The organism is Weizmannia sp. FSL W8-0676, from assembly GCF_038593015.1.
Lineage (GTDB): Bacteria > Bacillota > Bacilli > Bacillales > Bacillaceae_C > Weizmannia > Weizmannia coagulans.
The window spans coordinates 2,961,085-2,981,889 of the sequence record NZ_CP151954.1; the positions used below are offsets into that span (position 1 = coordinate 2,961,085).

The window sequence follows — 20,805 nt, forward strand, 5'->3', positions numbered from 1 at the left end:
GCGCGCTCTGCAAGTTTTTTTCGGTACTATTTTAAGAAAATAAAATACAGTAAGAAGACGACAAAGAAGAAATACATGACCGGATGGATTTCTTTGATTCTTCCTTTTACAATCATCGTAATCGGATAAAAGATGAAACCAATGGCAATCCCGGTTGCGATGCTGTAAGTGAGCGGCATGGTAATCAATGTAAGGAAAGCCGGGACGGCAATTTCGAATTTATCCCATTCAATATGCCGCAAGTTCGATACCATCAGCACACCGACAATGATCAGCGCCGGTGCTGTGACGTTTGAAGTAATGACCGACAAAAGCGGGAAGAAAAAGATTGATAGAATAAAGAAACAGGCCGTGACAAGAGAAGCAAATCCGGTTCTTGCCCCTGCGGCAACCCCTGACGAAGATTCAACAAAGGATGTTGTCGTCGAAGTCCCGAGCACAGACCCGATGATGGTCGCAATGGAATCTGACAAAAGCGCCCGGCCTGCATTAGGCAGTTTGTTGTCTTTCATGAGCCCTGCCTGGTTTGCAACCGCCACAAGCGTTCCGGCATTATCAAAAAAGTCAACAAAGAAGAATGTTAAAATGGCGCCAATCATTTGCGCTGTCCAGAATGATGAATCCCCGAATGAACTGAACAACGCGCCGAACGTCGGGCTTAAACTCGGAACCGGACTGACGACTTGATGTGGCACCTTCAGCAATCCAAAAATCATGCCAACAATACTTGTAAGGATAATGCCGTAAAAAACGGAACCTTTTATCCCTCTTGTCATCAGGATAACAGTCACAACAATCCCGAAAATGGAGAGCAGAACAGGGCCTTTTGACAAATCCCCCAAAGTGACAAACGTTGCATTATCACCGACAATAATACCGGCATCTTTCAGCCCGATAAACGTAATGAACAGGCCGATGCCTGCGCCGATCGCGTGTTTTAACTGAACCGGAATGGCGTTAATCAATTTTTCGCGAATGCCCGTCAGTGTGAGCAGAAAGAAGAAAACGCCGGAAATAAAGACAGCGGCGAGTGCGTGCTGCCAGGGAATTTTGTAGCTCAGGACAACCGTATAAGCAAAAAAGGCATTCAGTCCCATGCCGGGAGCAAGCGCGAGCGGATATTTCCCGAAAAGCCCCATCACAATCGAACCGATCGCGGAAGCAATTGCGGTGGCCACAAATACAGCCCCCTGGTCCATATGCATAGAATCCGGAAGCCCCTTTACGCTGGCAAGCGATAATGTCAGCGGGTTTACGGCTAAAATATAGGCCATTGCCAAAAAGGTTGTCAGTCCCCCGATAAATTCCTGGCGGTAGCTTGTCCCCAGTTTTTCAAACTCAAAATAGTTCTTCATTTTGCCTTATCCCTCCTGTGGAATTTCCCAAATCGCCATAACAGAAAAACGTTCCGAACGTAAACGCCCGAAACGCCAGACTTAAGGAATGAGGAGGGGCAAAGGTTGCTATTTTTATACGATTGCCCTCTGACTCTATCTCATTACCTCGTAGTCAAGCTATTTACGGCAGCTTGGTAGAAACGTTCAGGCCATATCCCTGAATATATACGATGGTATTGCATAGTAAATTGACAAGATTGATTGTAACGGGAAAATGAAAAGAAGTCAATAGAAAACACGAACATTTTCTTCTTGTTTCGGGTTAACATTCGTTCATTTGCGGGCCGCTTTTTTGTTGAAAATAAAATTTTCGGGCTGGCAGGGAACCGGTTTTTCAGTTATCCGCCCCCGATTCACGCAATAGCAGGCCCTATTTTTTGCTTTTCGCCAGTTGCAGGACAGGGCATCATCCCTTAGAATAAGCATATATTCGACAAAGGAGGCGGAAAAATGGCGGAAGTCACAAACGAAATGCTGCTTACGGCCATCAAAGAACTGTCCGGCGAAGTCCTTTCAATGAAGGCAGAGATGAAAGAAATGAAAACGGACATCGCCGGGCTGAAACAGGATGTTGCAGGGCTGAAACAGGATGTTGCAGGGCTGAAACAGGATGTCGCAGGGCTGAAACAGGATGTCGCTTCCCTGAAAAGCGAGATGGCGGAAGTAAAACAGGATATCGCAGACATGAAAAAAGATATAAGCAGCCTTGACAGCTATTATGGCAGGCTGGATGATAAAATGGATGTCTTATTCGAAGATATCATGAATGTCAAAGTGGATATCCGCCGCTTGAAAAAAGTCTGATAAGAAGCCCCATTTTTGCGCAGCGGATCGCCTGCGTTTTTTCTTTTTTCAAAAACCCCGTGCCCAAAGGCGGGCCGGATCTACTGCTGGTACTGGGCCTCGTGCAGTTTTGCAAAAATCCCCCCGCGGGTAAGGAGCTCATCATGGCGCCCTTGTTCGGCAATCCCGTCCCTGGTGACAACAACAATCCGGTCAGCATTGCGAATGGTCGCCAGCCGGTGCGCAATGACAAGCGTTGTCCGGTCTTTTGCCAGTTCATCCAATGCCGCCTGGATTTGCCTTTCGGTTTCCGTATCAAGGGCAGATGTAGCCTCATCCAGGATTAAGATGGGCGGGTTTTTCAAAAACATGCGCGCAATCGCCAGCCGCTGCTTTTGCCCGCCGGAAAGCTTAAGGCCGCGTTCGCCGATTTGCGTATCAAACCCGCCAGGAAGCGCACGGATGACCTCTTCCAAATGGGCGCGCCGGGCTGCTTCTTCAATTTCTTCATCTGTAGCATCCAATTTTCCATACGCAATGTTTTCGCGGATGGTGCCGGCAAAAAGGAAGACATCCTGCTGGACAATGCCAATCTGCGAGCGGAGCGATTTTTTCGTCATATTGCGGATATCCATGCCGTCAATGGCAATGCTGCCGCTGTCCACATCGTAAAAGCGCGGGATCAGGGAGCAGATGGTCGTTTTCCCTGCACCCGAAGGCCCGACAAATGCAACCGTCTCCCCGGCGCGAATTTTGAGATTCAGCCCCTTTAACACAGGCTGGCCGCCCGGATAAGCGAAGCTGACATTGTTGAACGCGATGTTGCCGTTTAACGCCGGAACTTCGACCGCATTTTCCCTGTCCCGGACGTCCGGCGTGCGGTCCAGTAATTCCGTAAACCGTTTAAACCCGGCCATCCCTTTCGGATACAGCTCCATGATCGCACTGATTTTATCAATCGGCTTGAACAGCACATTCACATACAGCACAAAGCCGACCAGCTCGCCGTATTTCAATTCCCCGCTGTATACCAGCCATGCCCCGTATACAAGGACGGCAAGGACGATCAGCCGGCTCATCATATACGTGCTGGAATTGGTCAGCGCCATCGTTTTATACGCAAGCAGTTTCGCTTTCCGGAACCGTTTGTTATTTTTCTGGAACTGCGTGATTTCATAATTTTCATTCGTAAATGACTGGACGACGCGGACCCCTGCCACACTGTCCTCGACACGCGCATTCACTTCGGCAATCTCGCCGTACATTTTGCCCCATGCCTCGTTCATTTTCATATTGCAATACGTGATGATCCAGACCAAAAACGGCACAATAATAAGGGTGACAAAAGCCAGTTTGGCATTGACCATAAACATAATGCAAAACGCGCCGAGAAACGTCATGACGGCAATAAAAGCATCTTCCGGACCGTGGTGGGCAAGTTCGCCGATGTCAAAAAGATCGTTTGTGATCCTGCTCATGACGTGGCCGGTTTTCACATTATCAAAAAATGAAAAAGACTGCCGCTGCACGTGTACAAACAATTCTTTGCGCATATCCGTTTCAATATTGATGCCGAGCTGATGCCCCCAGTAGGTGACGATGTACTGCAAATATGTGCTGATCAAATAGAGGAAAAGCAGCGCGATGCTGACGCTCGTAATCGTTGCCCATTTTCCGCTCGGCAGCAGGCTGTCAATAAACCACTGGACACAAAGCGGAAAGGCCAGTTCAAAAACAGCGACAATCACCGCGCTCGTAAAATCCAGAATAAACAGCTTTTTATGCGGCAAATAATAGGAAAAAAAGCGGCGTAACATATGTCCCCTCCTGTCAAAAAATTAGTTGGAAGCATGCCGTGTAGAAACAAGCCATTTTCTCTTTGCAATCACGGCCAGCCGGACCGAAAACACAATGGCCAGCACCGTCAGCGCAGCGATCATCAGCACAACCCCGTTCCATCCGAGCCGGCTGTAGAACACGCCCCCGACTGTCCCGCCGATGCTCGAGCCGATATAATAAAAGAATAAGTACAATCCGGAAGCCTGCGCTTTATCATGGGAGGAAAGGCGGCCAACCCAGCCGCTTGCGATCGAATGGCCGGCAAAAAAGCCGAATGTGAACACGGCAATGCCAAAAATTTTCAGCCATAAAGATGGAACAAGCGTAATCGAGGCCCCCAGGAGCACAATAAGGAGCGAAAGCTGCAAAATTTTCCGCCTGCCGTGCCGGTCCGCAAGCATCCCCATCCATGCCGAGCTGAATGTACCGACAAGGTAGACGATAAAAATGAAGCCGACGACCGTCTGGCTCAGCGAATACGGCGGCGCAATTAGCTGGAATCCGATGTAATTATACAGCGAAACAAAGCTCCCCATTAATAAAAATCCAATCAAAAACAAATAAATCAGGCCCGGTTCCGCAAGCTGGCGGACAAGGCTTCCCGCCAGTTTCCCGATTTCAAAGTTCCGGGCAGTAAAGTGGGAAGACGGCGGCAGCACGGCCCAGAACAGGATGCTTGCGAGCAGGCTGATCACCCCGATCGACGCCAGTGCCACATGCCAATTGAAAAAGTCGGTCAAAGTTCCGCAGATGATCCGTCCTGCCATGCCCCCGATCGAATTTCCGCTGATATATAACCCCATCGCAAGTCCGAGGCTTGACGGCAAAATCTCTTCTCCCAAATAGGCCATGGCAACAGCCGGCAGCCCGGCAAGCACAAGGCCCTGCAGCACCCGGCAGACAATCAGCAAATGATAAGTCGGGGCAAAAGCAGTCAGGATGCAGAGGGCAGACGAAGCAATCAGTGAAAAAGACATCACGGATTTTCGCCCGAACACTTCCGACAACGATCCGGCAATCAGCATGCTCACGGAAAGCGTTACGGTGGTAGAAGACAGGCTCAGGCTCGACATTGTCGGCGACAGGTGAAACTGCCTGGCAATATCCGGCAGAAGCGGCTGCATCCCCCAGAGAATCGCAAACGTATTGAATCCCCCGGCAAATAGCGCAAGATTTGCCAGGCGGAATTTTCTTGTCCCTTGCTCGATGTATTTCATGTCTACACAAACCCCTTTGCTGCAAATTCCAAAAATTCCGTACCATACTATCTATCATAACCTTTTTTTCTTTCTGTTCCAATCATTCAATCCCACACGCCCATGCCGCAAAGAATGCGCCCGCAAAATAGAAAGAACAAAGCGGAAAGATAAAAAACAGAATGTATGCCGGGTGCAATTCAGCTATAATGGAAAGAAGAAAAGGCGGGGACGGAGGGAAAAGGATGGATAAAATTAAAATTGTGATTGCCGATGACAATTCCTTTATACGCGAAGGGTTAAAAATCATTTTATCGTCATACGAAGAGGTATGTGTCAAGTTTTTCTCGATAAGGTTTAAATATCGGGATTCCAAGACACTCTTTTTGTACACTTTCGTATAGATTGATAACGGGGGTGTTGATGCGCGCGAAATTCACTCGCTTTCCGCGGGCGGCCGGCGAGCCTCCTCGCTCGTACCTCGCTGCGGGGTCTCTCCTGGACCGCTTTTCCCGCAGGAGTCTCGTAAATTTCGCGCGCATCAACGATCAGTCCCCCACATACCAGGCTTAAAACGAAAGCTCTACTATTTTGCTTAAATGCCCCATTGCCGATGAACAGCTTGAATACAGGGAAACTGATCCGTGCTTTACGCCGATTGACGGGCGTACAGGCTGCTTGAATCGTTGAGACATCCTGATGGATTGTTGCAAGCTCCGTTGCTTTCTCGCGCTTCTTGAACGGTGTTTCAGATAGGTTTCCTGCAATGTCCCGTTAAGCATGCCCTGTTTCACCTTTACCATGGCTTCGGCGCCAGCTTTACTCCAATGCATCCCCCTTTTCTTCATTCTTCTCAAATACGTCCCCAACCCATTGTGTAAAAACTTTTTGCATCAGAATTTTAACCTGTTCTTCAAATTCAATAAGACTCTTTGTATCCTTTAATAATCCAGCAATTATTGATATAATATCCATGGGAAGACCTCTCTCTAGATGTTCATTTCATGGTGTACATTTAGATGATAGAGTGTCTTCCTATTTTTTCCACTCATCTGCCCCTGCGAGTAAAATTTTACACATACCGGGCCGGGCTGGTTTTCTTCCCTGTTTCTTTTAATCTTCTCCCTGTAAATGGTCCCATAAATATCCGTCTCCTTTTATATCCACCTGAGTGCTTAGAAATTTCCTATTTTATGGATCCTGCTGAAATCTACGGAACCGCTTGCAAAAATACACCAATTTTTAACATTTTCTCTCCTGCCACTTTGCTATAATTCATATAGGGTAAATATTTGGAAGAATTCACAAGGGAGTGATCAAAATGAATGGCGCCAACCAGCAAACGAAGAAAACCAAATGGCAATGGGTTTGGATCGCTACTGCTTTTGCCGCTCTGATTGCGATTACGCTTCTCCCGCATACGAAAGGCCTGCCGGTAGCCGGCCAACGTGCACTCGCCATCCTTGCCTTCGCCCTGATTTTATGGGTGACGGAAGCCGTTTCCTATCAGGTCAGCGCCGCCATGATTGTCGGGTTAATTGCACTCTTGATCGGGCTTGCGCCAAGTATCCAGGATCCTGCACAAATGACGGGAACAGGCAATGCCCTGGCCATGGCTCTCAGCGGATTCAGCAGCTCTGCCGTTGCTCTTGTGGCCGCTGCCTTATTTCTGGCTGCTGCCATGCAGGTAACCAATCTTCATAAACGGCTTGCCCTCTGGATCTTGTCCCGTGTCGGCACGAAAACGAGCAACCTCGTCTTTGGCGCGATCCTTGTTTCCATCGTATTGGCATTTTTTGTCCCGAGCGCCACTGCCCGTGCCGGTGCCGTGGTCCCGATTTTACTCGGAATGGTGGCTGCATTCGGGCTGCCGAACAACAGCAAACTCGGCGCATTGCTGGTGATTACTTCCGTACAGGCAGTTTCCATTTGGAACATCGGCATCAAAACGGCGGCCGCCCAAAATATGGTCGCACTCGGGTTTATTCAAAAAGAATTTGAAACAGACATTACATGGAGTTCCTGGTTTTTATATGCCGCTCCGTGGGCAATCATCATGTCCATCCTTTTGTTTTTCGTGATGACCCACTTAATCAAGCCGGAAACAAAAGCCCTTGAGGCAGGAAAAGATTTAATCGAAAACCAATTAAAAGAACTCGGCCATTTAAAAGCTTCTGAGATCCGTTTAATCGTGATTTCCCTGCTTTTATTGCTTTTCTGGACGACGGAAGGAAAACTTCATCCTTTTGATACGACCACTGTAACAATTGTTGCGATTGGGATTTTACTGGCACCAAAGATCGGGGTTTTTGATTGGAAAACAGTTGAGCATCTCATTCCGTGGGGAACCGTGATCGTGTTTGCAGTCGGCATTTCGCTCGGTACGGTTTTGTTGGATACCCGCGGGGCACAGTGGCTGTCTAACAAAATATTCGGCTCGCTCGGTCTGGAAACGATGCCGCTCATCGCTACGATTGCCCTTGTAGCTTTGTTCACTATCCTGATTCATCTCGGCTTTGCGAGTGCGACTAGCCTGTCTTCAGCACTGATTCCGATCTTTATTGCACTCACCTCCACGATCCATCTGGGTGACAACCGGATCGGATTTGTCCTGATCCAGCAATTTGTCATCAGCATCGGTTTCCTGCTCCCGGTCAACTCGCCGCAAGCCATGCTTGCATACGGGACAGGCGCTTTTACGGCAAAAGATTTTCTGAAATCAGGCCTGCCGTTGACTATTATCGGTTATCTATTAGTCTTATTGTTCAGCATGACATACTGGAAATGGGTCGGATTGCTGTAAACAGGCTCTTTGATATAAAGGCAAATGGGGATGGTTTAATGGACAGCAACCGGGATATCATTTTGGAAAAAATCAGGAATAACCAGGCATGGTATGAATACGGCACTGCCCGGTTCAGAAAGATTTTGTCGGAGAACAAAGGAAAGATGCAGGCGGATGGCACACATTATTATGATGAAAAAACAGACCGGCTTGAGCAACAGCGTTATTACCGGAAAGCCCGAAAGCACCCTGCATCCGGCCCGGCGTTATTTGCACTTTACCATGATCTCGTGCAAAAAACGCACAAAAACCGGCTGCCGTACCATGTCAGCAAAAACCAGTATTTGGTACATGTGTGGGCCTGCATCCGGACCATGAACGGCCGCACAGCTCATTTTTTGCCTAAAAAAACAGGGGTTTTCTGGCCCCTGTTCTGCTTTTACTTCCCAATCCCCTTTATCTCCATTGCCTTCACTGGTAAAAAGGTTTCACCGGTACTGAGGTAAGTCACTTTCACCTGATCTCCTTCTTTCAAATAAATGGCCATTGGGACGGTATCCGAGCTGACGGTAAAGTTTTGGCCGCTAGCAAGCAGGAAGGAGACACTGGTATAATCGCCCGTTTTTTCTTTATATACACGGAGCACCTTGCCGGAGACGGTTTTCGTTTCCGAACCCGATGAGCCGTCAACACTGCTGCCGCTACGCCGGAGGGCAATTTTATACAACTTAAGCGCAGCATCGGGTGTCGAAGCATTCACCGAGATTTCCGGATTGGCCGCGGAAACGATAAAATACGTCTGCAGAAAACCGTTGGAGTCAAGCACAGGCGTCAGCCAGCTGGCTTCTCCGTAAAAATTGTACAAAATCGGCATCGAGCCTTTCCATTTCTTCTCGATAAATTTTTTCTCGACAATTTGCAAATTGCCTTGCGAATCCATATACGATTCCTGCAAATTACCTGTATAATATGTAGCCTTCCCGGTCCGCGCGTTTGTAAGCGAATAGCCAAGCATCGAGTCCACATCTTTTTTCGGGCTGGTAAAATCGGTAAAATAATACATCGTCCCTTTATCATCAAAAATCGGGCTGACATTTGCTTCTGTTCCTTCATCCGTTGGGAGTTTCACATCCCGCTTGCCGAACAGCGTGTTCCAGTAACCGTGGACAAATTTGCCGAAATAACTGTTTTGCAGGCTGACGGCTTCCGGAGAAACAGCACCGTCAATAAAAGCAGGCGCCTGTTTTAAAGAATAGGACTTCATGGCCCCTGATTCCGGATCCACAAGTACAATGCCTTCCGCCTTAAATCCGTTCCTTGCCGATATAAAATGGCCGTAAGTCCGGATATAATACGATTTGCCGTGATCATCCACTTCCACTTGCGGCTCGCCGTAAAAAATCTTTTTCGGATAATGGAGGCGAATGTGGCGGGACAGGTTCTTCTGTAAGAAAGAAGAAGGCGTATAGCGCATATTTTGCTTTACAAATTTTGGATTGTCATCCGCATCTGTTGCGCTCATCACAAAATATCCGGGTGTTTCCCTGCCTTTTAGCCATTTAAAAAATCCGGAAAATTCCACCGGCGCAATATAAACGTATTTGCCGTTCACTTTCTGGATTTGCAGATTTCCCAACTGGTAATAACTTGCATTCGGAACCTGGCCGAATGACTTCTTCATTTTATTGCGCGCAAACTTCGGCGGCACGCTCGCCGGTGTTTCCCGCTCATCAAACGGCTCAATTTCCGTTTTTTGCGCCATTTTCGCTGTATGGTATTTTTCCCTGGCATTCCAAAACGGCGCTGTCAGCATATACCCGGCGATGCCCAGGGAAACAAGCAAAACGAGCCCCTTTACGAGCTGTTCTTTTCCACTGGCGAGAAAAGCGCCGGAAAGAGAAGCAAAAAACAGTGCCGGCCAGAAAACCGATGGGTTCATATCCCTTTTCGTCACGTAGAAAAAAACAGCAGAAAGCACCCACACTAACAGGAATAAAGATAAAAATGTCTTCAGTTTTTCTCCATTTTGCGGCTCGCCGGCGTGTTTCAATTTTTTATCTGAAAAAGGAAATACCAGCACCGCGGCAACCATCGCAAAAATGGCCGTAAAAATGATGAGTAACCCCACATCAACCACCCTTTCTGATCATCTATACGAAAAACTGGAAAAGAAGTTTCATTAAAATAGAAGATGGATGGCATGCGGGGGAGGACTTTTGAAACGGTTTTTGTCAATCTCCAGTTTTAAGCCCCTCTAGCTTCTGGCCGCACAATGGATCATCATGCGGGTCCCGTTACTCAATGCATGCGGCCCGACAGCAGTAAAATGGCCAGCCAAACCGTCCATAAAAAGGCCGGGCCTGCCGTAACCGGAATCACGAAATAGCCAAAATCAAAATGCAGGCACGTGATGATAATGCCAAAAAAGGCGAGCAGGCCGGACCACCGGGCAGAAGCAGAAAACCATTTCGGAAAAGTGCCGCCGGACTGTTTCATCGCCATGCCGTAGCAAAAAATGCCGATCCAGCTGCAGGCAAAACCGAAATAGCCGGACAAAAGCCCGAAGGAAAAAACCGCTTCCCACACTTTGACATCTGTGCCTTTGTTGCCGAGAATCGGGAGAATGGTTAATTCCGAGGCAAGGATCAATATCCAGGCTGCCAGTGCCACAAACATCATCCCTGCGCCAAAATCGGAAGTTTTATTGTTCCTTGCCATGTATGCTTTACTTGCTGCAAGCCCGGCCAGCCATAAGCTGATCGCAATGAGCATGAGGATATGGTCGCCTATCCAAAACTGTGCATGCTTGAACTCGTGATAAGCTTTTTGAAGGTCATATGGATCGACAAGCGGCGGATGCAAAATCGTAGCGGCGAGCATCAAAACCGCGCCAAGCAAAATGAGCCAACCTTCCGGGCGTGCTTTTTTGAATGGATTCATCATAAGCCTCCGCATTCCAGGTTTCTTTCCATTATTTTCTCCTCCGCGGCCGCGCTTCAAACCCACCCCCGGATGTTAAAAACAGGCGTTGAATTTTCATCGCCATAAAAAAAGGGGGGCAATGCCTGCTCGCGGCACCGCCCCTCCTGACATGTTAGCAGCAGAAGTTGATAAACGACCGCTGACACAGCTTTATCATCACTTTTCCTGCGCGATTACAAGTCTATTTTCTTCTCAATCAGATACCCTGTCCCTAAGAATAAGGCGATCATCAACGCCAAATGATAAACAAAAGATGCGATATTTGTGGCGGCAGATCCTGCAATTACATTAAAGTGCAGCCCGGCGCTATGGTAGTGCATCTGAAGCAGATCATGGTAGGAAGCGGGTGTTTCCACATGGAAAGTGCTCAGGTCTAAATAATACGGAATCCATTGGCTGATTTCGGCGTCAATATAGCCGAATACGCCGCTTAAAATGATGAACACGACGAACCATAAACCGCCAATCTTTTTATGGCGGAACGTTACTTTGCTGAGTGCCATTGAAAAATAGATCAGCAATAACACACTGACACCGCTAAAAACCATAGATAATGTCATGTAAATGCTCGCTTTTATGGATAGAACTTTTGAGATCGCAGTGAAAAGTTTTGATATGTGATCAATATGGAATGGGCAGAAAATCATCACCATTAAGAAGTTGAATAGCACAACGCCAATGCCTAACACCATAAACCAAAACAAAGCAGCGATGAGTTTAGATCCAAGTATTTGGTTCCCTGTCAGCGGCAATGTAAAGGTAAGGTAGCCGCTGTCATCATACAATTCTTTTCGAAACGAGCCGACGATGTAGAGGAATGCAGTGAGAGCCGCACCAAATAATAGCATAACGCCAATCGGCATAAAGATTTGCACTGAATGGAACAGCGAGCCTTCCTGATTAGAGGAGGCGTACATGCCGGCCAAGAGGATGAATACCAAAGCCAATATCCCCAAAATAAATTTGTAAGTCCCTCTTATTTCATACTTCATATATTTCAACATCCGTTTTCCCTCCTATGCCCCGAAAACTTCTTTATAAATTGTGTCGATTTGCTTGCCCTTTTCTTCCCGCAATTGCTCTGCATTTCCCGCCAGAACAATCCGGCCGTCTTTTAAGAAGACCACTTCGTCCAATATGCTTTCCATATCCCTGACTAAATGCGTCGTAATGATCATCGAACTGTTTTCGCGGAAGTTGCCGATAATCGCATCCAATATTTGGTCTCTTGCAACCGGGTCGACGCCGGCGATTGGCTCATCCAGAATATATAATTTTGCATCTCTTGCCAGGACAAGCGAGAGGTTCAGTTTTTCATGCATGCCTTTTGACAACGTATCAATTTTCATGTCTTTTTCCAACTTCATAAAATCAAGTAATGCTTCGAACTTCTTTTCATCGAAATCCTCATAAAAATCCTGATATAATTTCAAAGCATCCTTGATCCGCATCCATTTATACAGAAAATTGCGGTCAGGCAAATAAGAAACAATGGATTTTGTTGCCACGCCCACTTTGTATCCGCCAATCCGCACTTCTCCGCCTGTTTGCCGTAAAAGGCCGGTTAAAATTTTAATCAGCGTTGTTTTTCCGCTTCCATTCGGGCCTAATATTCCAACGACTTTTCCTTCCTCTATCGTTAAATTCAACTGATCCAGGGCTTTTTTACGGAAATAATGCTTTGCCAGCCCGTTTATTTCTACGATATTCTTCATTTTATTCATTCCCTTCCATAAACCTTTCCGATATCATTTTTTTAATTTCATCAGGCTGGAAACCCAAATTTTCCATTTCCCTGAAAAAACGGTCTATGACCGCTGCAGCCATGCTTTGTTTTAAATGGCTGATGATAAGGCTGTCCTCTGTTACAAAAGTTCCCATTCCTCTTTGCGTTTTCACCAGCTCTTCCCGCTCCAGTTCCTGATAGACTCTTTGGATTGTATTCGGATTGACTTTTAATTCCTTTGATAATTCCCTGACCGATGGCAGTTTTTCCCCTCTGTCGATTTCACCGGAAACCACCTTAGTCTTAATTAAATTCATGATTTGAATATAAATGGGCAAAGAACTGCTAAATTCCACCTTTTCACCTCCAGTTATGGTGTATTAGTGTACTATATAAATAGTACACTAATATTCCGGTACTGTCAACGCCATATTCCCTTTCCGGGGCTGGCCCGGCATGGCCAAACGAAAAGGCCCTGAAATCGGAAAAGATTTTTCACGAAATCAGGGCCTTATTTGAAAACCAAAATGCCTTTTTGCTTAAGCCGGGCAACGATTCAATGATCCTATCCCGAAAATATACGCTTAGCTGAATTTCTTCTTCTGCCGGTGCCGCGTTCACTCCCGCATGGCGTCTAATGGTAAGGAACGTTCACCTTTTTTGCCTGATAAACCGGATGCTTTTTTTCAGCCAGTCTACATAGCTTTCTTCCCGGGAGATCGCTTTTGTCAGGACAAGATAATGCCCTAACTCATCTGCTGCAAGTCCCATTTTCTCTTCTCTTTGCGCAAAAATAAACTGGTAACGGGATTTCAGCTCCGATAATTTTTGCTCCCGCTGATCCAATTGGTCCTGGAAAAGCGGAAGAATTTTTTCTTCGGGAATGTATTGGATAAAATAAACTTTTAAAGCAAATGTATCTTTCTCCGTCTCGGGAATTTGTTCCGGGTGCATCAGCCACTGTGCCAGTTCCTTTTTTCCTTCTTCTGTCAGCTTGTACATCTTTCTTTCCAGTTTGACGCCCGATATTTCAATATATTGTTCGATCAGTTTTTCATCCAGCAGTTTTTTTAATTCGGTATAAATCTGGCTGTGTTTGGCACTCCAAAATTGGGAAATTTCCTTTGTAAACTCGGCCGTAATATCATAACCGCTCATATCTTGTTTTCTCAACAATCCCAGAATCGCGTGTTTAAGGACTCTTTTTGCCATCGGCTAACCTCCGTCACGATTTATTGACATTATTATAGCATAGGTATAAAATAAAACATGTAAATATTGACATGTTTAATATTTAATGATTTATTAAATACAGGAGCTTTATAATGAAAACATTAGAAGAATTTTTAGGCACCCATATGATCTATACGTATGAAAATGGCTGGGAATATGAATTTTATGTAAAAAATCAAAATACCGTTGATTATCGCATCCACAGCGGAATGGTTGGCGGCCGCTGGGTCCACGGCCAAAAAGCAGATATCGTGAAGATCACGGATGGCGTTTTTAAAGTTTCCTGGACAGAACCGACAGGCACAGACGTTTCCCTGAACTTCATGCCGGATGATAAACGGATGCACGGTGTAATCTTTTTCCCGAAATGGGTACATGAACACCCGGAAATCACGGTCTGCTATCAAAATGACCATATCGATTTAATGGAAGAATCCCGTGAAAAATATGAAACTTACCCGAAATATGTGGTTCCGGAATTTGCGGATATCACTTACATTAAGAATGAAGGCATAAACAACGAAAAAGTGATTTCAGAAGCACCTTATGCAACGATGGCCGATGACATCCGCTCAGGAAAACTAAAATTTTCATAAGCAGAAAAGCTCACAAAAACAAAAAACGGTGAGACATCATGTCTCACCGTTTTTTTACAAATCAAAATAAACGATCACTTTTTTCAGTGCCTTCACTTGATTTTCTTCTAAGATATTGGCTGTAGAAGGTCAGAATCACGCAAATGTGATAGTCTTTTTATACAGCAAGTGTTGTTATTCCGCTTCGCCGACAACAGAGAATCGTTCGTTTTTATGCTGTGGATTTTCAATTTCATCCAGGATTGCAATCGCAAAATCTGCATAGCTGATGTAGCTTTCCCCTTTTGAGTTCAACGTCAGCACATCCCCGCCTTTTTTGTAGGAGCCGGTTCGTTTGCCTGCCGGATCAAAGAGCGCGGCCGGGCTTACAAAAGTCCATTGGATACCGGTGGAATGCTGCAGGTCTTCTAAATTTTGCGCCTGGCTTTTCGCAGTTGGCAGGAATGCAGCGGGAAAATCGGGTGTGTCCATGACCCGAACGGTTTTTGATTCATCCGCAAACAGGCTGCCGGCACCCCCTACAACGACGAGGCGTGTGCCGGGCGCCCCTTTTAAAGCTTCAATTAAAACCCGGCCGGCTTCCACATGCTGGTGTTCCTTTCCTGGAGCAGCACCAAATGCATTGACGACCACATCATATTTTTGAAGATCTCCGGATTTGATATCGAAAATATTTTTTTCTACCACATCAACCCGTTTGTCTTGAATTTTCGCTGCATTCCGTACAATTGCCGTCACTTCGTGGCCCCTGTCAACCGCTTCTTTGAGAATAAGGCTGCCGGCTTTCCCGCTGGCGCCAATGATTCCAATTTTCATATGGCATTCCTCCTGTAATATGTAATCAACTTTATTACATGTAATTATTATAATTACAAGATGGCAGGCATGTCAATGATATTTATTTCCTTTAGGAGTTATACTATACTTGTAATTATATGAATTACATGAGGATGGTGACTGGAAATGTCGATCAGCAGTCGTTTTGCTGTTGGAATCCATATATTGGCGTTGATTGAAATGAATAAAGATGGCGTGAGTTCTTCCGAGTTTTTAGCGGAGAGTGTGAACACAAATCCTGTTGTCATCCGGAAAATCATGGGGATGTTGAAAAAATCCGGCTTAATAGAAGTCCATCCGGGAAAAGCAGGGGCAAAGCTGGCAAAAGCGCTGTCCGATATTACACTCCTTGATGTTTATAAGGCCGTGAATGTCGTCCAGGATAAAGCGTTATTCAGCATTCACCGTAACTCGAACCCGAAATGCCCTGTGGGAAGAAATATTCAGAACACCATTGAACCGATATTTGAAGCATCCCAGATTGCAATGGAGAAAGTTTTGGAGCAAGTGACATTGGAAGACGTGGTAAAAGACATTGCTAAAAAAGAAAACACCATCTGTTAAAGTCCAAACAATTAAGCAGCTATTTCTCTATTGGAGAAAAAAGTTCTCTGTGAAAATTTTTGCTTTAGTATAAGGTTTAGAAAAATATATTATTTCTGTGACTATAGTCACAGAAATAATGAATATAATGAGATAATATTTATAGTATAAGAGAAGGAGGTGATAGATAATGAGTAAGGAAAATACACAAAATAGTAATGTGAAAAATTTGGAATTTAAGAGCTTGGTAGAAGAATCTCAAAAGTTGGCCAAAGTTAACGATCTTTGGTACTTTGTGAAATCAAAGGGGAACCGTTGGATAGTTGGAAGTGGACATTGATAAAAGTCACATATAGTAGACTTTGTCTCTTATACTTAACTAGCAAAAAATTTCTTTCTTAAATCATGAGTTTAGAAAGGGCCAGGGCTTTGCAGAAATCAAAGCCTGAGCCATACTTGTTTTTAATTTTGATTCCTACACTTCACTGTCTAAATCAAAGAATAAGGAGGAAATCGTCCGATTGGATCCGAGATCGCTTTAAGCTAAATTCTCCAGTGTATCTTATGAATCTTTGTCACAAAAAGAAGAGATGACAATATAAAATTTAGATAAGTTTTTCGCGCCAAAATTAATCATGACCCGGATAGATATTGACTTCTGGCAATACATAGGCAATGGCAAAATTTAGTTCAAATTATATAACAAAAAAGTCATTCTCAAAACATGAAAGCACTAGTAACATAGTAAGACGAATAGTATCTTATTTTGAAGCTTTACTCTGCTATATAAAGCGAACTTAAGTTATTCGCGTCAAAATCAGTTATAGTCATGACAGATGACATTGCTTCTGGCTACACATCATGAGTAGTAATGTTTAGTTCAAATTATATAGCGGGAATTTTATATACCGACTATCTTTGTTTTGTTAAAGCAAAGACAGTTATTTATATTTTCGATACTAAAAGTATACACACTTGTAACAATCCATATTGAAGAACGATTAAACTCAATTGATGGGATTCGTCATAAAGCTAAAAAACAATTCTGTATAATCATATTTTTATGCAGCTGTTTCCTTCTAAATAGGAATGAGGCTTTTTTACGATATTTGGAGTCTATGGCACGGGGGCTTATCAACAAATTTGATATTTTTACAACGGCTGTTTTTTGTTCGTGCAAAGACTAATTTAGGAAAACAATGATTAGTTTTTCTAAGCTTAACATGGTCAGTAATTTTTGACTATTAAAGGGGATGAATATTTAATGTATAATAAGACAGTAGCAATTAATTTAGATTCAAAATGTAATGCATCTTGTGATCATTGCTGCTTTTCTAGCTCACCAACTTCTGAAGTAAAAATGGAAAAAGACTATATAAGGAATTTAGTAAATGAATTTGCAAGAAGCAAAACAATAGAGGTAATTTCATTCACAGGCGGGGAAATCTTTTTAGATTATAAATTTTTAAAAGAATTAATGGAAATAATAAAGCCTTACAAAAAACAAATAACATTGATTTCTAACGGGTTTTGGGGAGGTAGCCAAAATAAAGTTGAGGAATATTTTAAAGACATGAACTCTTTAAATGTGGTAGCATTAACTATAAGTTATGATGAGTACCATGCTCCTTTTGTAAAATTATCCAGTGTCAAGAGAATATTTGAACACAGTAGGAAATATCCAGATATTGACGTTTCTCTAAATATGGCAGTCACCAAAGATAAGATGTCAAATCGTATTTTGGAGGAATTGGGTGACTCAATCTTAGGAATTAAGATTACAAAATTTCCATTGATCCCGGTTGGTGCTGCTAAAAATAGAATTAGCCAGGAAAATATACATAAATTTTATAATCTTGATGATGAAGATTCTCTGCAATGCCCTGGCTACGAAATTGTTTATCACCATGATGGAGAGATATATCCATGCTGTTCCCCTGCTATTTTCGAAACAAAAATAACTTTAAGAGAGGAATATAGTCAAACTTATGAAAGAACTGTAGAAAAATTGCAGTCTAACCTACTCCTGTTTATTATAAGAAAAGAAGGATTTAAATGGTTTTTAAATATTTTAAAAGAGAATAAAAAAATAGAGGAATTTGGTATTCCCTATGAGTTTTCTTCTATTTGCAGTTTGTGTGTTTCATTATTTAATTCCGAAGACAAAATAAATTATTTTCATAATTTTATGGAAGATTACTACTACGCAAACTATGGAAATAAAGATCATGAAACCGCTAAAATTTGAAGATGAAGACTATGAAATTTTCGTGCAAAAACATGTTTTTATAAAAGACAAAAAAAGTGGGGAATATTATAAAAACAGGCTAGACTCTCTTACTGAGAAGCAATTAACACGCTTGAAGACTTATAAAGAAAAAGTACCAACAAAATTATTTTACGCCTTTTTATGCGTTATAGCTATATTATTTGTATTTAATTATACTCATTTAATGAAATTGCAACATGAATTATCCCCTCTAATTTATGGTTGGAAAATGTGGATAGTTATAGGCGGTTATTTCATAGTAAATATATTTTTTCATGAACTGGGACATATCTTGTCTTTGAAATTCTTTGGGAAAAAGTTTGATAAATTTGGATTTAAACTGAATTTTTACGTTTTCCCTGCATTTTATGTTCAAATGAATGAGACTTACATGCTTTCTAGGAATGAAAAGATTATTGTTCATGCAAGCGGTTTGTTTATCAATTATCTTTTTGTTAATATTGTTGAGACCGTGAATCAACTTACTTTTTCTTTTGAACCTTTAACAAAAGCATATATGTTTTTCTCAAGCACTTTATTGTGGAATTTAGTCCCCGTATTGAATTCTGATGGTTACAAAATTGTTCTAGCCTTTCTTGATTTAGACGAATATAATAGTATTAAAAAAAACCATTGGCTTGTACTTACTATTCAAATTATTGGGGTATGCATTGCAGCAAACACCATTGTACATTGGATATTGTATTTTGCAAACTAGTGATAAAGAGATAAACAAAAAAATTTATTGTGTTTATAAAAGCAATCATTAATAATGAAAAGAAGAAATAATCATCCCATTTTGTTTAAAAAGTTATTTGTTTAAAAGGAGCTCGTGTATGAACATTTCAAACTACACTTTAAGAGTAAAAGGTAAGACGTTACTTAAGAACACGAACCTACATTTCTCAAATGGAAGAATCAGTCACATCTTAGGAAAAAACGGAGTTGGAAAATCTCAACTTGCCAAGGACTTTCTATTAAACAATAGTGGACGGATTGGAAAAGATATTAGTCAGAACATTTCTCTAATATCCAGTTCATCTAATATACCTAATGATGTTTCCAAGGACTTTTTAATAAACTTTTTAAATAATAAATTTGATTCCAAACTGATAAGTAAAATTGCTGTCTTACTGAACCTTGAAAATATTGACGGAAAAGTTCTAATTAAAAATCTTAGCGATGGTCAAAAGCAAAAACTAAAATTACTTAGCTTTTTGTTAGAAGATAAAAAAATTATCGTTTTAGATGAAATAACAAATGCCTTAGACAAAAAAACAGTAATGGAAATACATCGTTTTCTGAATGAATACATTCACGAAAATCCGGAAAAAATTATTATAAATATTACACATAACTTATCAGATTTGAAAGCCATTACAGGAGATTATTACTTATTCAATAATCAATCAATTCAAAAATATGATTCTATAGATAAGTTGATCGAAGTATATATAAATGAGTAAGTATATTGTGGGAGGGCAACGATGAAACTGGAGTTTAAAAAAAGTATTAATAACAAGGTTTTAATTATACTGGGATCTATGTTTCTGTTTGTTTTTTTACTCGGGTATTTTCTACCGATTGGAATAGACAGGGTTAGCAAAGTTACATATCATATATTCTTCTTTAGCTCCTATACAGTTGCTACAGAGTTTGGTTTTATGTTGTTTTCATTCGTTATAGCTTTCTTTATCAACAGGGAGTATACTAATAAAAATATTTTATTTTATAAGTTAATAGGGGAAAATATTTTTACCTTCTTTTATAAAAAAGTGGCGGTTTTGTTCATAGAATGTTTTGTGTTTATATTGCTCGGCTTATTTTTGATATCAATAATATATCACAACTTTTCACATTTTACTTTGTTGCTATTTTTATTTTCAGCTGTTGTTTTTCAATATATCGTCATTATTGGAACGTTTAGTATATTAAGCCCAAATATATTGATTAGTATTGGCATAAGTATTGTTTATTGGATAACGTCCGTTATTTTAGTAGCCATAAGTACGAAAATTTTTGGATTTATCGCTCCCTTTGAAGCAGGTAACACGATGTACGCACGAATAGATAAGGTGCTTCAAAGGGATAGTATGACACTTGATACCAAGGATATCTGGTCTATTGTGATATATTTAGCCTCTATTGTTATTATAAATATTATTATCCTAAGTCTTTCTAAAAAAAGATGGATTAAATTAGGAATCTAATAACCTATAGGAACTCGGCTAATATATTGTTCAACCATCAACGCAAAATTACTTTTTAACTAATAGGATGGAGATTAGCCACAATAAATTGGGATATTGTCTAAGAGCCTCTGCCAAAATAAAAATATACCCTTGAGCGAGGCTCTGGAAAATTAATTATCCCGATTTTTTTGCCTTTTCATCCAGATTTTCAATTCAATAGAAGTAAAACGGTCATTTTTCTTCAAAAAAAGGGCATACGTATCCCGCCTTCACAAAATGGTTTTTTTCACTACCCTTTGTGGAAAGAAAACGTTCATTTGAGTTATTCACATATCCACCTGTGAATAACTTAATTTGCTCTTTGCAGTCGATTGCGTGTCCATCCACAATTGGCCTTTCCTGTCTGATGGTACGCCATATTTGCCAT

General features: G+C 42.4%; 21 protein-coding genes, 2 pseudogenes and 1 riboswitch. Of the genes and pseudogenes, 11 read left to right on the forward strand and 12 right to left on the reverse strand.

Translation table 11 applies throughout. From position 1 onward, the window contains the following. Positions 1-26: 26 nt before the first annotated feature. Positions 27-1,355, reverse strand: a complete 1,329-nt coding sequence (locus tag NST20_RS14505) for an NCS2 family permease (RefSeq protein WP_013860613.1) — start codon at positions 1,353-1,355, stop codon at positions 27-29. Positions 1,356-1,486: 131 nt separating this feature from the next. Beyond that, a riboswitch (purine riboswitch) is annotated at positions 1,487-1,588 on the reverse strand. Between the two features lie 259 nt (positions 1,589-1,847). On the opposite strand from NST20_RS14505, the gene NST20_RS14510 reads away from it, so the two are divergent. Next, positions 1,848-2,201, forward strand: a complete 354-nt coding sequence (locus tag NST20_RS14510; RefSeq protein WP_342399741.1) for a hypothetical protein — start codon at positions 1,848-1,850, stop codon at positions 2,199-2,201. A gap of 80 nt (positions 2,202-2,281) precedes the next feature. On the opposite strand, the gene NST20_RS14515 is transcribed toward NST20_RS14510, so the two are convergent. Next, entirely contained in the window at positions 2,282-3,997 is a 1,716-nt protein-coding gene (locus NST20_RS14515; RefSeq protein WP_342399742.1) for an ABC transporter ATP-binding protein, read from the reverse strand. Positions 3,998-4,018: 21 nt separating this feature from the next. Continuing rightward, positions 4,019-5,236, reverse strand: a complete 1,218-nt coding sequence (locus NST20_RS14520) for an MFS transporter (RefSeq protein WP_342399743.1) — start codon at positions 5,234-5,236, stop codon at positions 4,019-4,021. Positions 5,237-5,460: 224 nt separating this feature from the next. Here NST20_RS14520 and NST20_RS14525 point away from each other — a divergent pair. Continuing rightward, positions 5,461-5,544, forward strand: a pseudogene (locus tag NST20_RS14525) (DNA-binding response regulator); the annotation flags it as partial. Positions 5,545-5,784: 240 nt separating this feature from the next. Here the strand turns inward: NST20_RS14525 and NST20_RS14530 are convergent. After that, a pseudogene (locus NST20_RS14530) lies at positions 5,785-6,066 on the reverse strand (ISLre2 family transposase); the annotation flags it as partial. Next, entirely contained in the window at positions 6,035-6,190 is a 156-nt protein-coding gene (locus tag NST20_RS14535) for a hypothetical protein (RefSeq protein WP_013860619.1), read from the reverse strand. The pseudogene NST20_RS14530 and the gene NST20_RS14535, both read right to left, overlap by 32 nt. Positions 6,191-6,536: 346 nt before the next feature. Between NST20_RS14535 and NST20_RS14540 the strand changes: the two genes are divergently transcribed. After that, complete coding sequence (locus NST20_RS14540; RefSeq protein WP_013860620.1) at positions 6,537-8,018, forward strand: DASS family sodium-coupled anion symporter; 1,482 nt, start codon at positions 6,537-6,539, stop codon at positions 8,016-8,018. Between the two features lie 38 nt (positions 8,019-8,056). Then, positions 8,057-8,506 (forward strand): hypothetical protein, encoded by a 450-nt coding sequence (locus tag NST20_RS14545; protein ID WP_237348639.1) that lies wholly within the window; start codon positions 8,057-8,059, stop codon positions 8,504-8,506. Here NST20_RS14545 and NST20_RS14550 read toward each other — a convergent pair. The 6 genes from NST20_RS14550 to NST20_RS14575 form a co-directional block, all read right to left on the reverse strand. Then, positions 8,440-10,128 (reverse strand): hypothetical protein, encoded by a 1,689-nt coding sequence (locus tag NST20_RS14550; RefSeq protein ID WP_342399744.1) that lies wholly within the window; start codon positions 10,126-10,128, stop codon positions 8,440-8,442. The genes NST20_RS14545 and NST20_RS14550 overlap by 67 nt on opposite strands. Positions 10,129-10,298: 170 nt before the next feature. Continuing rightward, positions 10,299-10,940, reverse strand: a complete 642-nt coding sequence (locus NST20_RS14555; RefSeq protein ID WP_046721966.1) for a hypothetical protein — start codon at positions 10,938-10,940, stop codon at positions 10,299-10,301. Positions 10,941-11,155: 215 nt separating this feature from the next. Next, positions 11,156-11,986, reverse strand: a complete 831-nt coding sequence (locus NST20_RS14560) for a hypothetical protein (protein WP_327076966.1) — start codon at positions 11,984-11,986, stop codon at positions 11,156-11,158. 12 nt (positions 11,987-11,998) lie between these two features. Then, positions 11,999-12,697 carry an ABC transporter ATP-binding protein gene (locus NST20_RS14565; protein ID WP_026104572.1) on the reverse strand — a complete coding sequence of 233 codons (699 nt, stop codon included), beginning with the start codon at positions 12,695-12,697 and terminating at the stop codon, positions 11,999-12,001. Between the two features lies 1 nt (position 12,698). Continuing rightward, positions 12,699-13,064, reverse strand: a complete 366-nt coding sequence (locus NST20_RS14570; RefSeq protein WP_014096861.1) for a GntR family transcriptional regulator — start codon at positions 13,062-13,064, stop codon at positions 12,699-12,701. 295 nt (positions 13,065-13,359) lie between these two features. Next, positions 13,360-13,920, reverse strand: a complete 561-nt coding sequence (locus NST20_RS14575) for a PadR family transcriptional regulator (RefSeq protein ID WP_327076965.1) — start codon at positions 13,918-13,920, stop codon at positions 13,360-13,362. A gap of 113 nt (positions 13,921-14,033) precedes the next feature. Between NST20_RS14575 and NST20_RS14580 the strand changes: the two genes are divergently transcribed. Continuing rightward, complete coding sequence (locus tag NST20_RS14580; RefSeq protein ID WP_327076964.1) at positions 14,034-14,537, forward strand: phenolic acid decarboxylase; 504 nt, start codon at positions 14,034-14,036, stop codon at positions 14,535-14,537. 174 nt (positions 14,538-14,711) lie between these two features. Here the strand turns inward: NST20_RS14580 and NST20_RS14585 are convergent, their stop codons facing one another. Further along, the gene (locus NST20_RS14585) at positions 14,712-15,353 is read right to left on the reverse strand and encodes an NAD(P)-dependent oxidoreductase (RefSeq protein ID WP_046721962.1); all 642 of its coding nucleotides are present in this window, start codon (positions 15,351-15,353) and stop codon (positions 14,712-14,714) included. Between the two features lie 147 nt (positions 15,354-15,500). Between NST20_RS14585 and NST20_RS14590 the strand changes: the two genes are divergently transcribed. The 6 genes from NST20_RS14590 to NST20_RS14615 all read left to right on the forward strand — a co-directional run bounded on the left by NST20_RS14590 (position 15,501) and on the right by NST20_RS14615 (position 20,396). After that, positions 15,501-15,938 carry an Rrf2 family transcriptional regulator gene (locus NST20_RS14590; RefSeq protein WP_029142964.1) on the forward strand — a complete coding sequence of 146 codons (438 nt, stop codon included), beginning with the start codon at positions 15,501-15,503 and terminating at the stop codon, positions 15,936-15,938. A gap of 169 nt (positions 15,939-16,107) precedes the next feature. After that, complete coding sequence (locus NST20_RS14595) at positions 16,108-16,257, forward strand: epipeptide YydF family RiPP (RefSeq protein WP_029142965.1); 150 nt, start codon at positions 16,108-16,110, stop codon at positions 16,255-16,257. Positions 16,258-17,181: 924 nt separating this feature from the next. After that, positions 17,182-18,165: a YydG family radical SAM peptide epimerase gene (locus tag NST20_RS14600; protein ID WP_029142966.1), complete on the forward strand. Its 984-nt coding sequence runs from the start codon at positions 17,182-17,184 to the stop codon at positions 18,163-18,165. Continuing rightward, on the forward strand, positions 18,146-18,904 hold the full coding sequence (locus NST20_RS14605; RefSeq protein ID WP_035181029.1) for a hypothetical protein: 759 nt from the start codon (positions 18,146-18,148) through the stop codon (positions 18,902-18,904). The genes NST20_RS14600 and NST20_RS14605 overlap by 20 nt, the downstream gene beginning before the upstream one ends. Before the next feature lie 118 nt (positions 18,905-19,022). Further along, positions 19,023-19,652: an ATP-binding cassette domain-containing protein gene (locus NST20_RS14610; RefSeq protein ID WP_029142978.1), complete on the forward strand. Its 630-nt coding sequence runs from the start codon at positions 19,023-19,025 to the stop codon at positions 19,650-19,652. A 21-nt stretch (positions 19,653-19,673) separates the two neighbouring features. Continuing rightward, the gene (locus tag NST20_RS14615) at positions 19,674-20,396 is read left to right on the forward strand and encodes a peptide ABC transporter permease (protein WP_029142979.1); all 723 of its coding nucleotides are present in this window, start codon (positions 19,674-19,676) and stop codon (positions 20,394-20,396) included. Positions 20,397-20,805: the final 409 nt, after the last annotated feature.

What these genes read in the sequence shown, in the direction of transcription:
- NST20_RS14505 (WP_013860613.1), bottom strand. Translation starts at nt 1,355, where the DNA reads ATGAAGAACTATTTTGAGTTTGAAAAACTGGGGACAAGCTACCGCCAG.
- NST20_RS14510 (WP_342399741.1), top strand. Translation starts at nt 1,848, where the DNA reads ATGGCGGAAGTCACAAACGAAATGCTGCTTACGGCCATCAAAGAACTG.
- NST20_RS14515 (WP_342399742.1), bottom strand. Translation starts at nt 3,997, where the DNA reads ATGTTACGCCGCTTTTTTTCCTATTATTTGCCGCATAAAAAGCTGTTT.
- NST20_RS14520 (WP_342399743.1), bottom strand. Translation starts at nt 5,236, where the DNA reads ATGAAATACATCGAGCAAGGGACAAGAAAATTCCGCCTGGCAAATCTT.
- NST20_RS14535 (WP_013860619.1), bottom strand. Translation starts at nt 6,190, where the DNA reads ATGGATATTATATCAATAATTGCTGGATTATTAAAGGATACAAAGAGT.
- NST20_RS14540 (WP_013860620.1), top strand. Translation starts at nt 6,537, where the DNA reads ATGAATGGCGCCAACCAGCAAACGAAGAAAACCAAATGGCAATGGGTT.
- NST20_RS14545 (WP_237348639.1), top strand. Translation starts at nt 8,057, where the DNA reads ATGGACAGCAACCGGGATATCATTTTGGAAAAAATCAGGAATAACCAG.
- NST20_RS14555 (WP_046721966.1), bottom strand. Translation starts at nt 10,940, where the DNA reads ATGAATCCATTCAAAAAAGCACGCCCGGAAGGTTGGCTCATTTTGCTT.
- NST20_RS14560 (WP_327076966.1), bottom strand. Translation starts at nt 11,986, where the DNA reads ATGTTGAAATATATGAAGTATGAAATAAGAGGGACTTACAAATTTATT.
- NST20_RS14565 (WP_026104572.1), bottom strand. Translation starts at nt 12,697, where the DNA reads ATGAAGAATATCGTAGAAATAAACGGGCTGGCAAAGCATTATTTCCGT.
- NST20_RS14575 (WP_327076965.1), bottom strand. Translation starts at nt 13,920, where the DNA reads ATGGCAAAAAGAGTCCTTAAACACGCGATTCTGGGATTGTTGAGAAAA.
- NST20_RS14580 (WP_327076964.1), top strand. Translation starts at nt 14,034, where the DNA reads ATGAAAACATTAGAAGAATTTTTAGGCACCCATATGATCTATACGTAT.
- NST20_RS14585 (WP_046721962.1), bottom strand. Translation starts at nt 15,353, where the DNA reads ATGAAAATTGGAATCATTGGCGCCAGCGGGAAAGCCGGCAGCCTTATT.
- NST20_RS14590 (WP_029142964.1), top strand. Translation starts at nt 15,501, where the DNA reads ATGTCGATCAGCAGTCGTTTTGCTGTTGGAATCCATATATTGGCGTTG.
- NST20_RS14595 (WP_029142965.1), top strand. Translation starts at nt 16,108, where the DNA reads ATGAGTAAGGAAAATACACAAAATAGTAATGTGAAAAATTTGGAATTT.
- NST20_RS14600 (WP_029142966.1), top strand. Translation starts at nt 17,182, where the DNA reads ATGTATAATAAGACAGTAGCAATTAATTTAGATTCAAAATGTAATGCA.
- NST20_RS14605 (WP_035181029.1), top strand. Translation starts at nt 18,146, where the DNA reads ATGAAACCGCTAAAATTTGAAGATGAAGACTATGAAATTTTCGTGCAA.
- NST20_RS14610 (WP_029142978.1), top strand. Translation starts at nt 19,023, where the DNA reads ATGAACATTTCAAACTACACTTTAAGAGTAAAAGGTAAGACGTTACTT.
- NST20_RS14615 (WP_029142979.1), top strand. Translation starts at nt 19,674, where the DNA reads ATGAAACTGGAGTTTAAAAAAAGTATTAATAACAAGGTTTTAATTATA.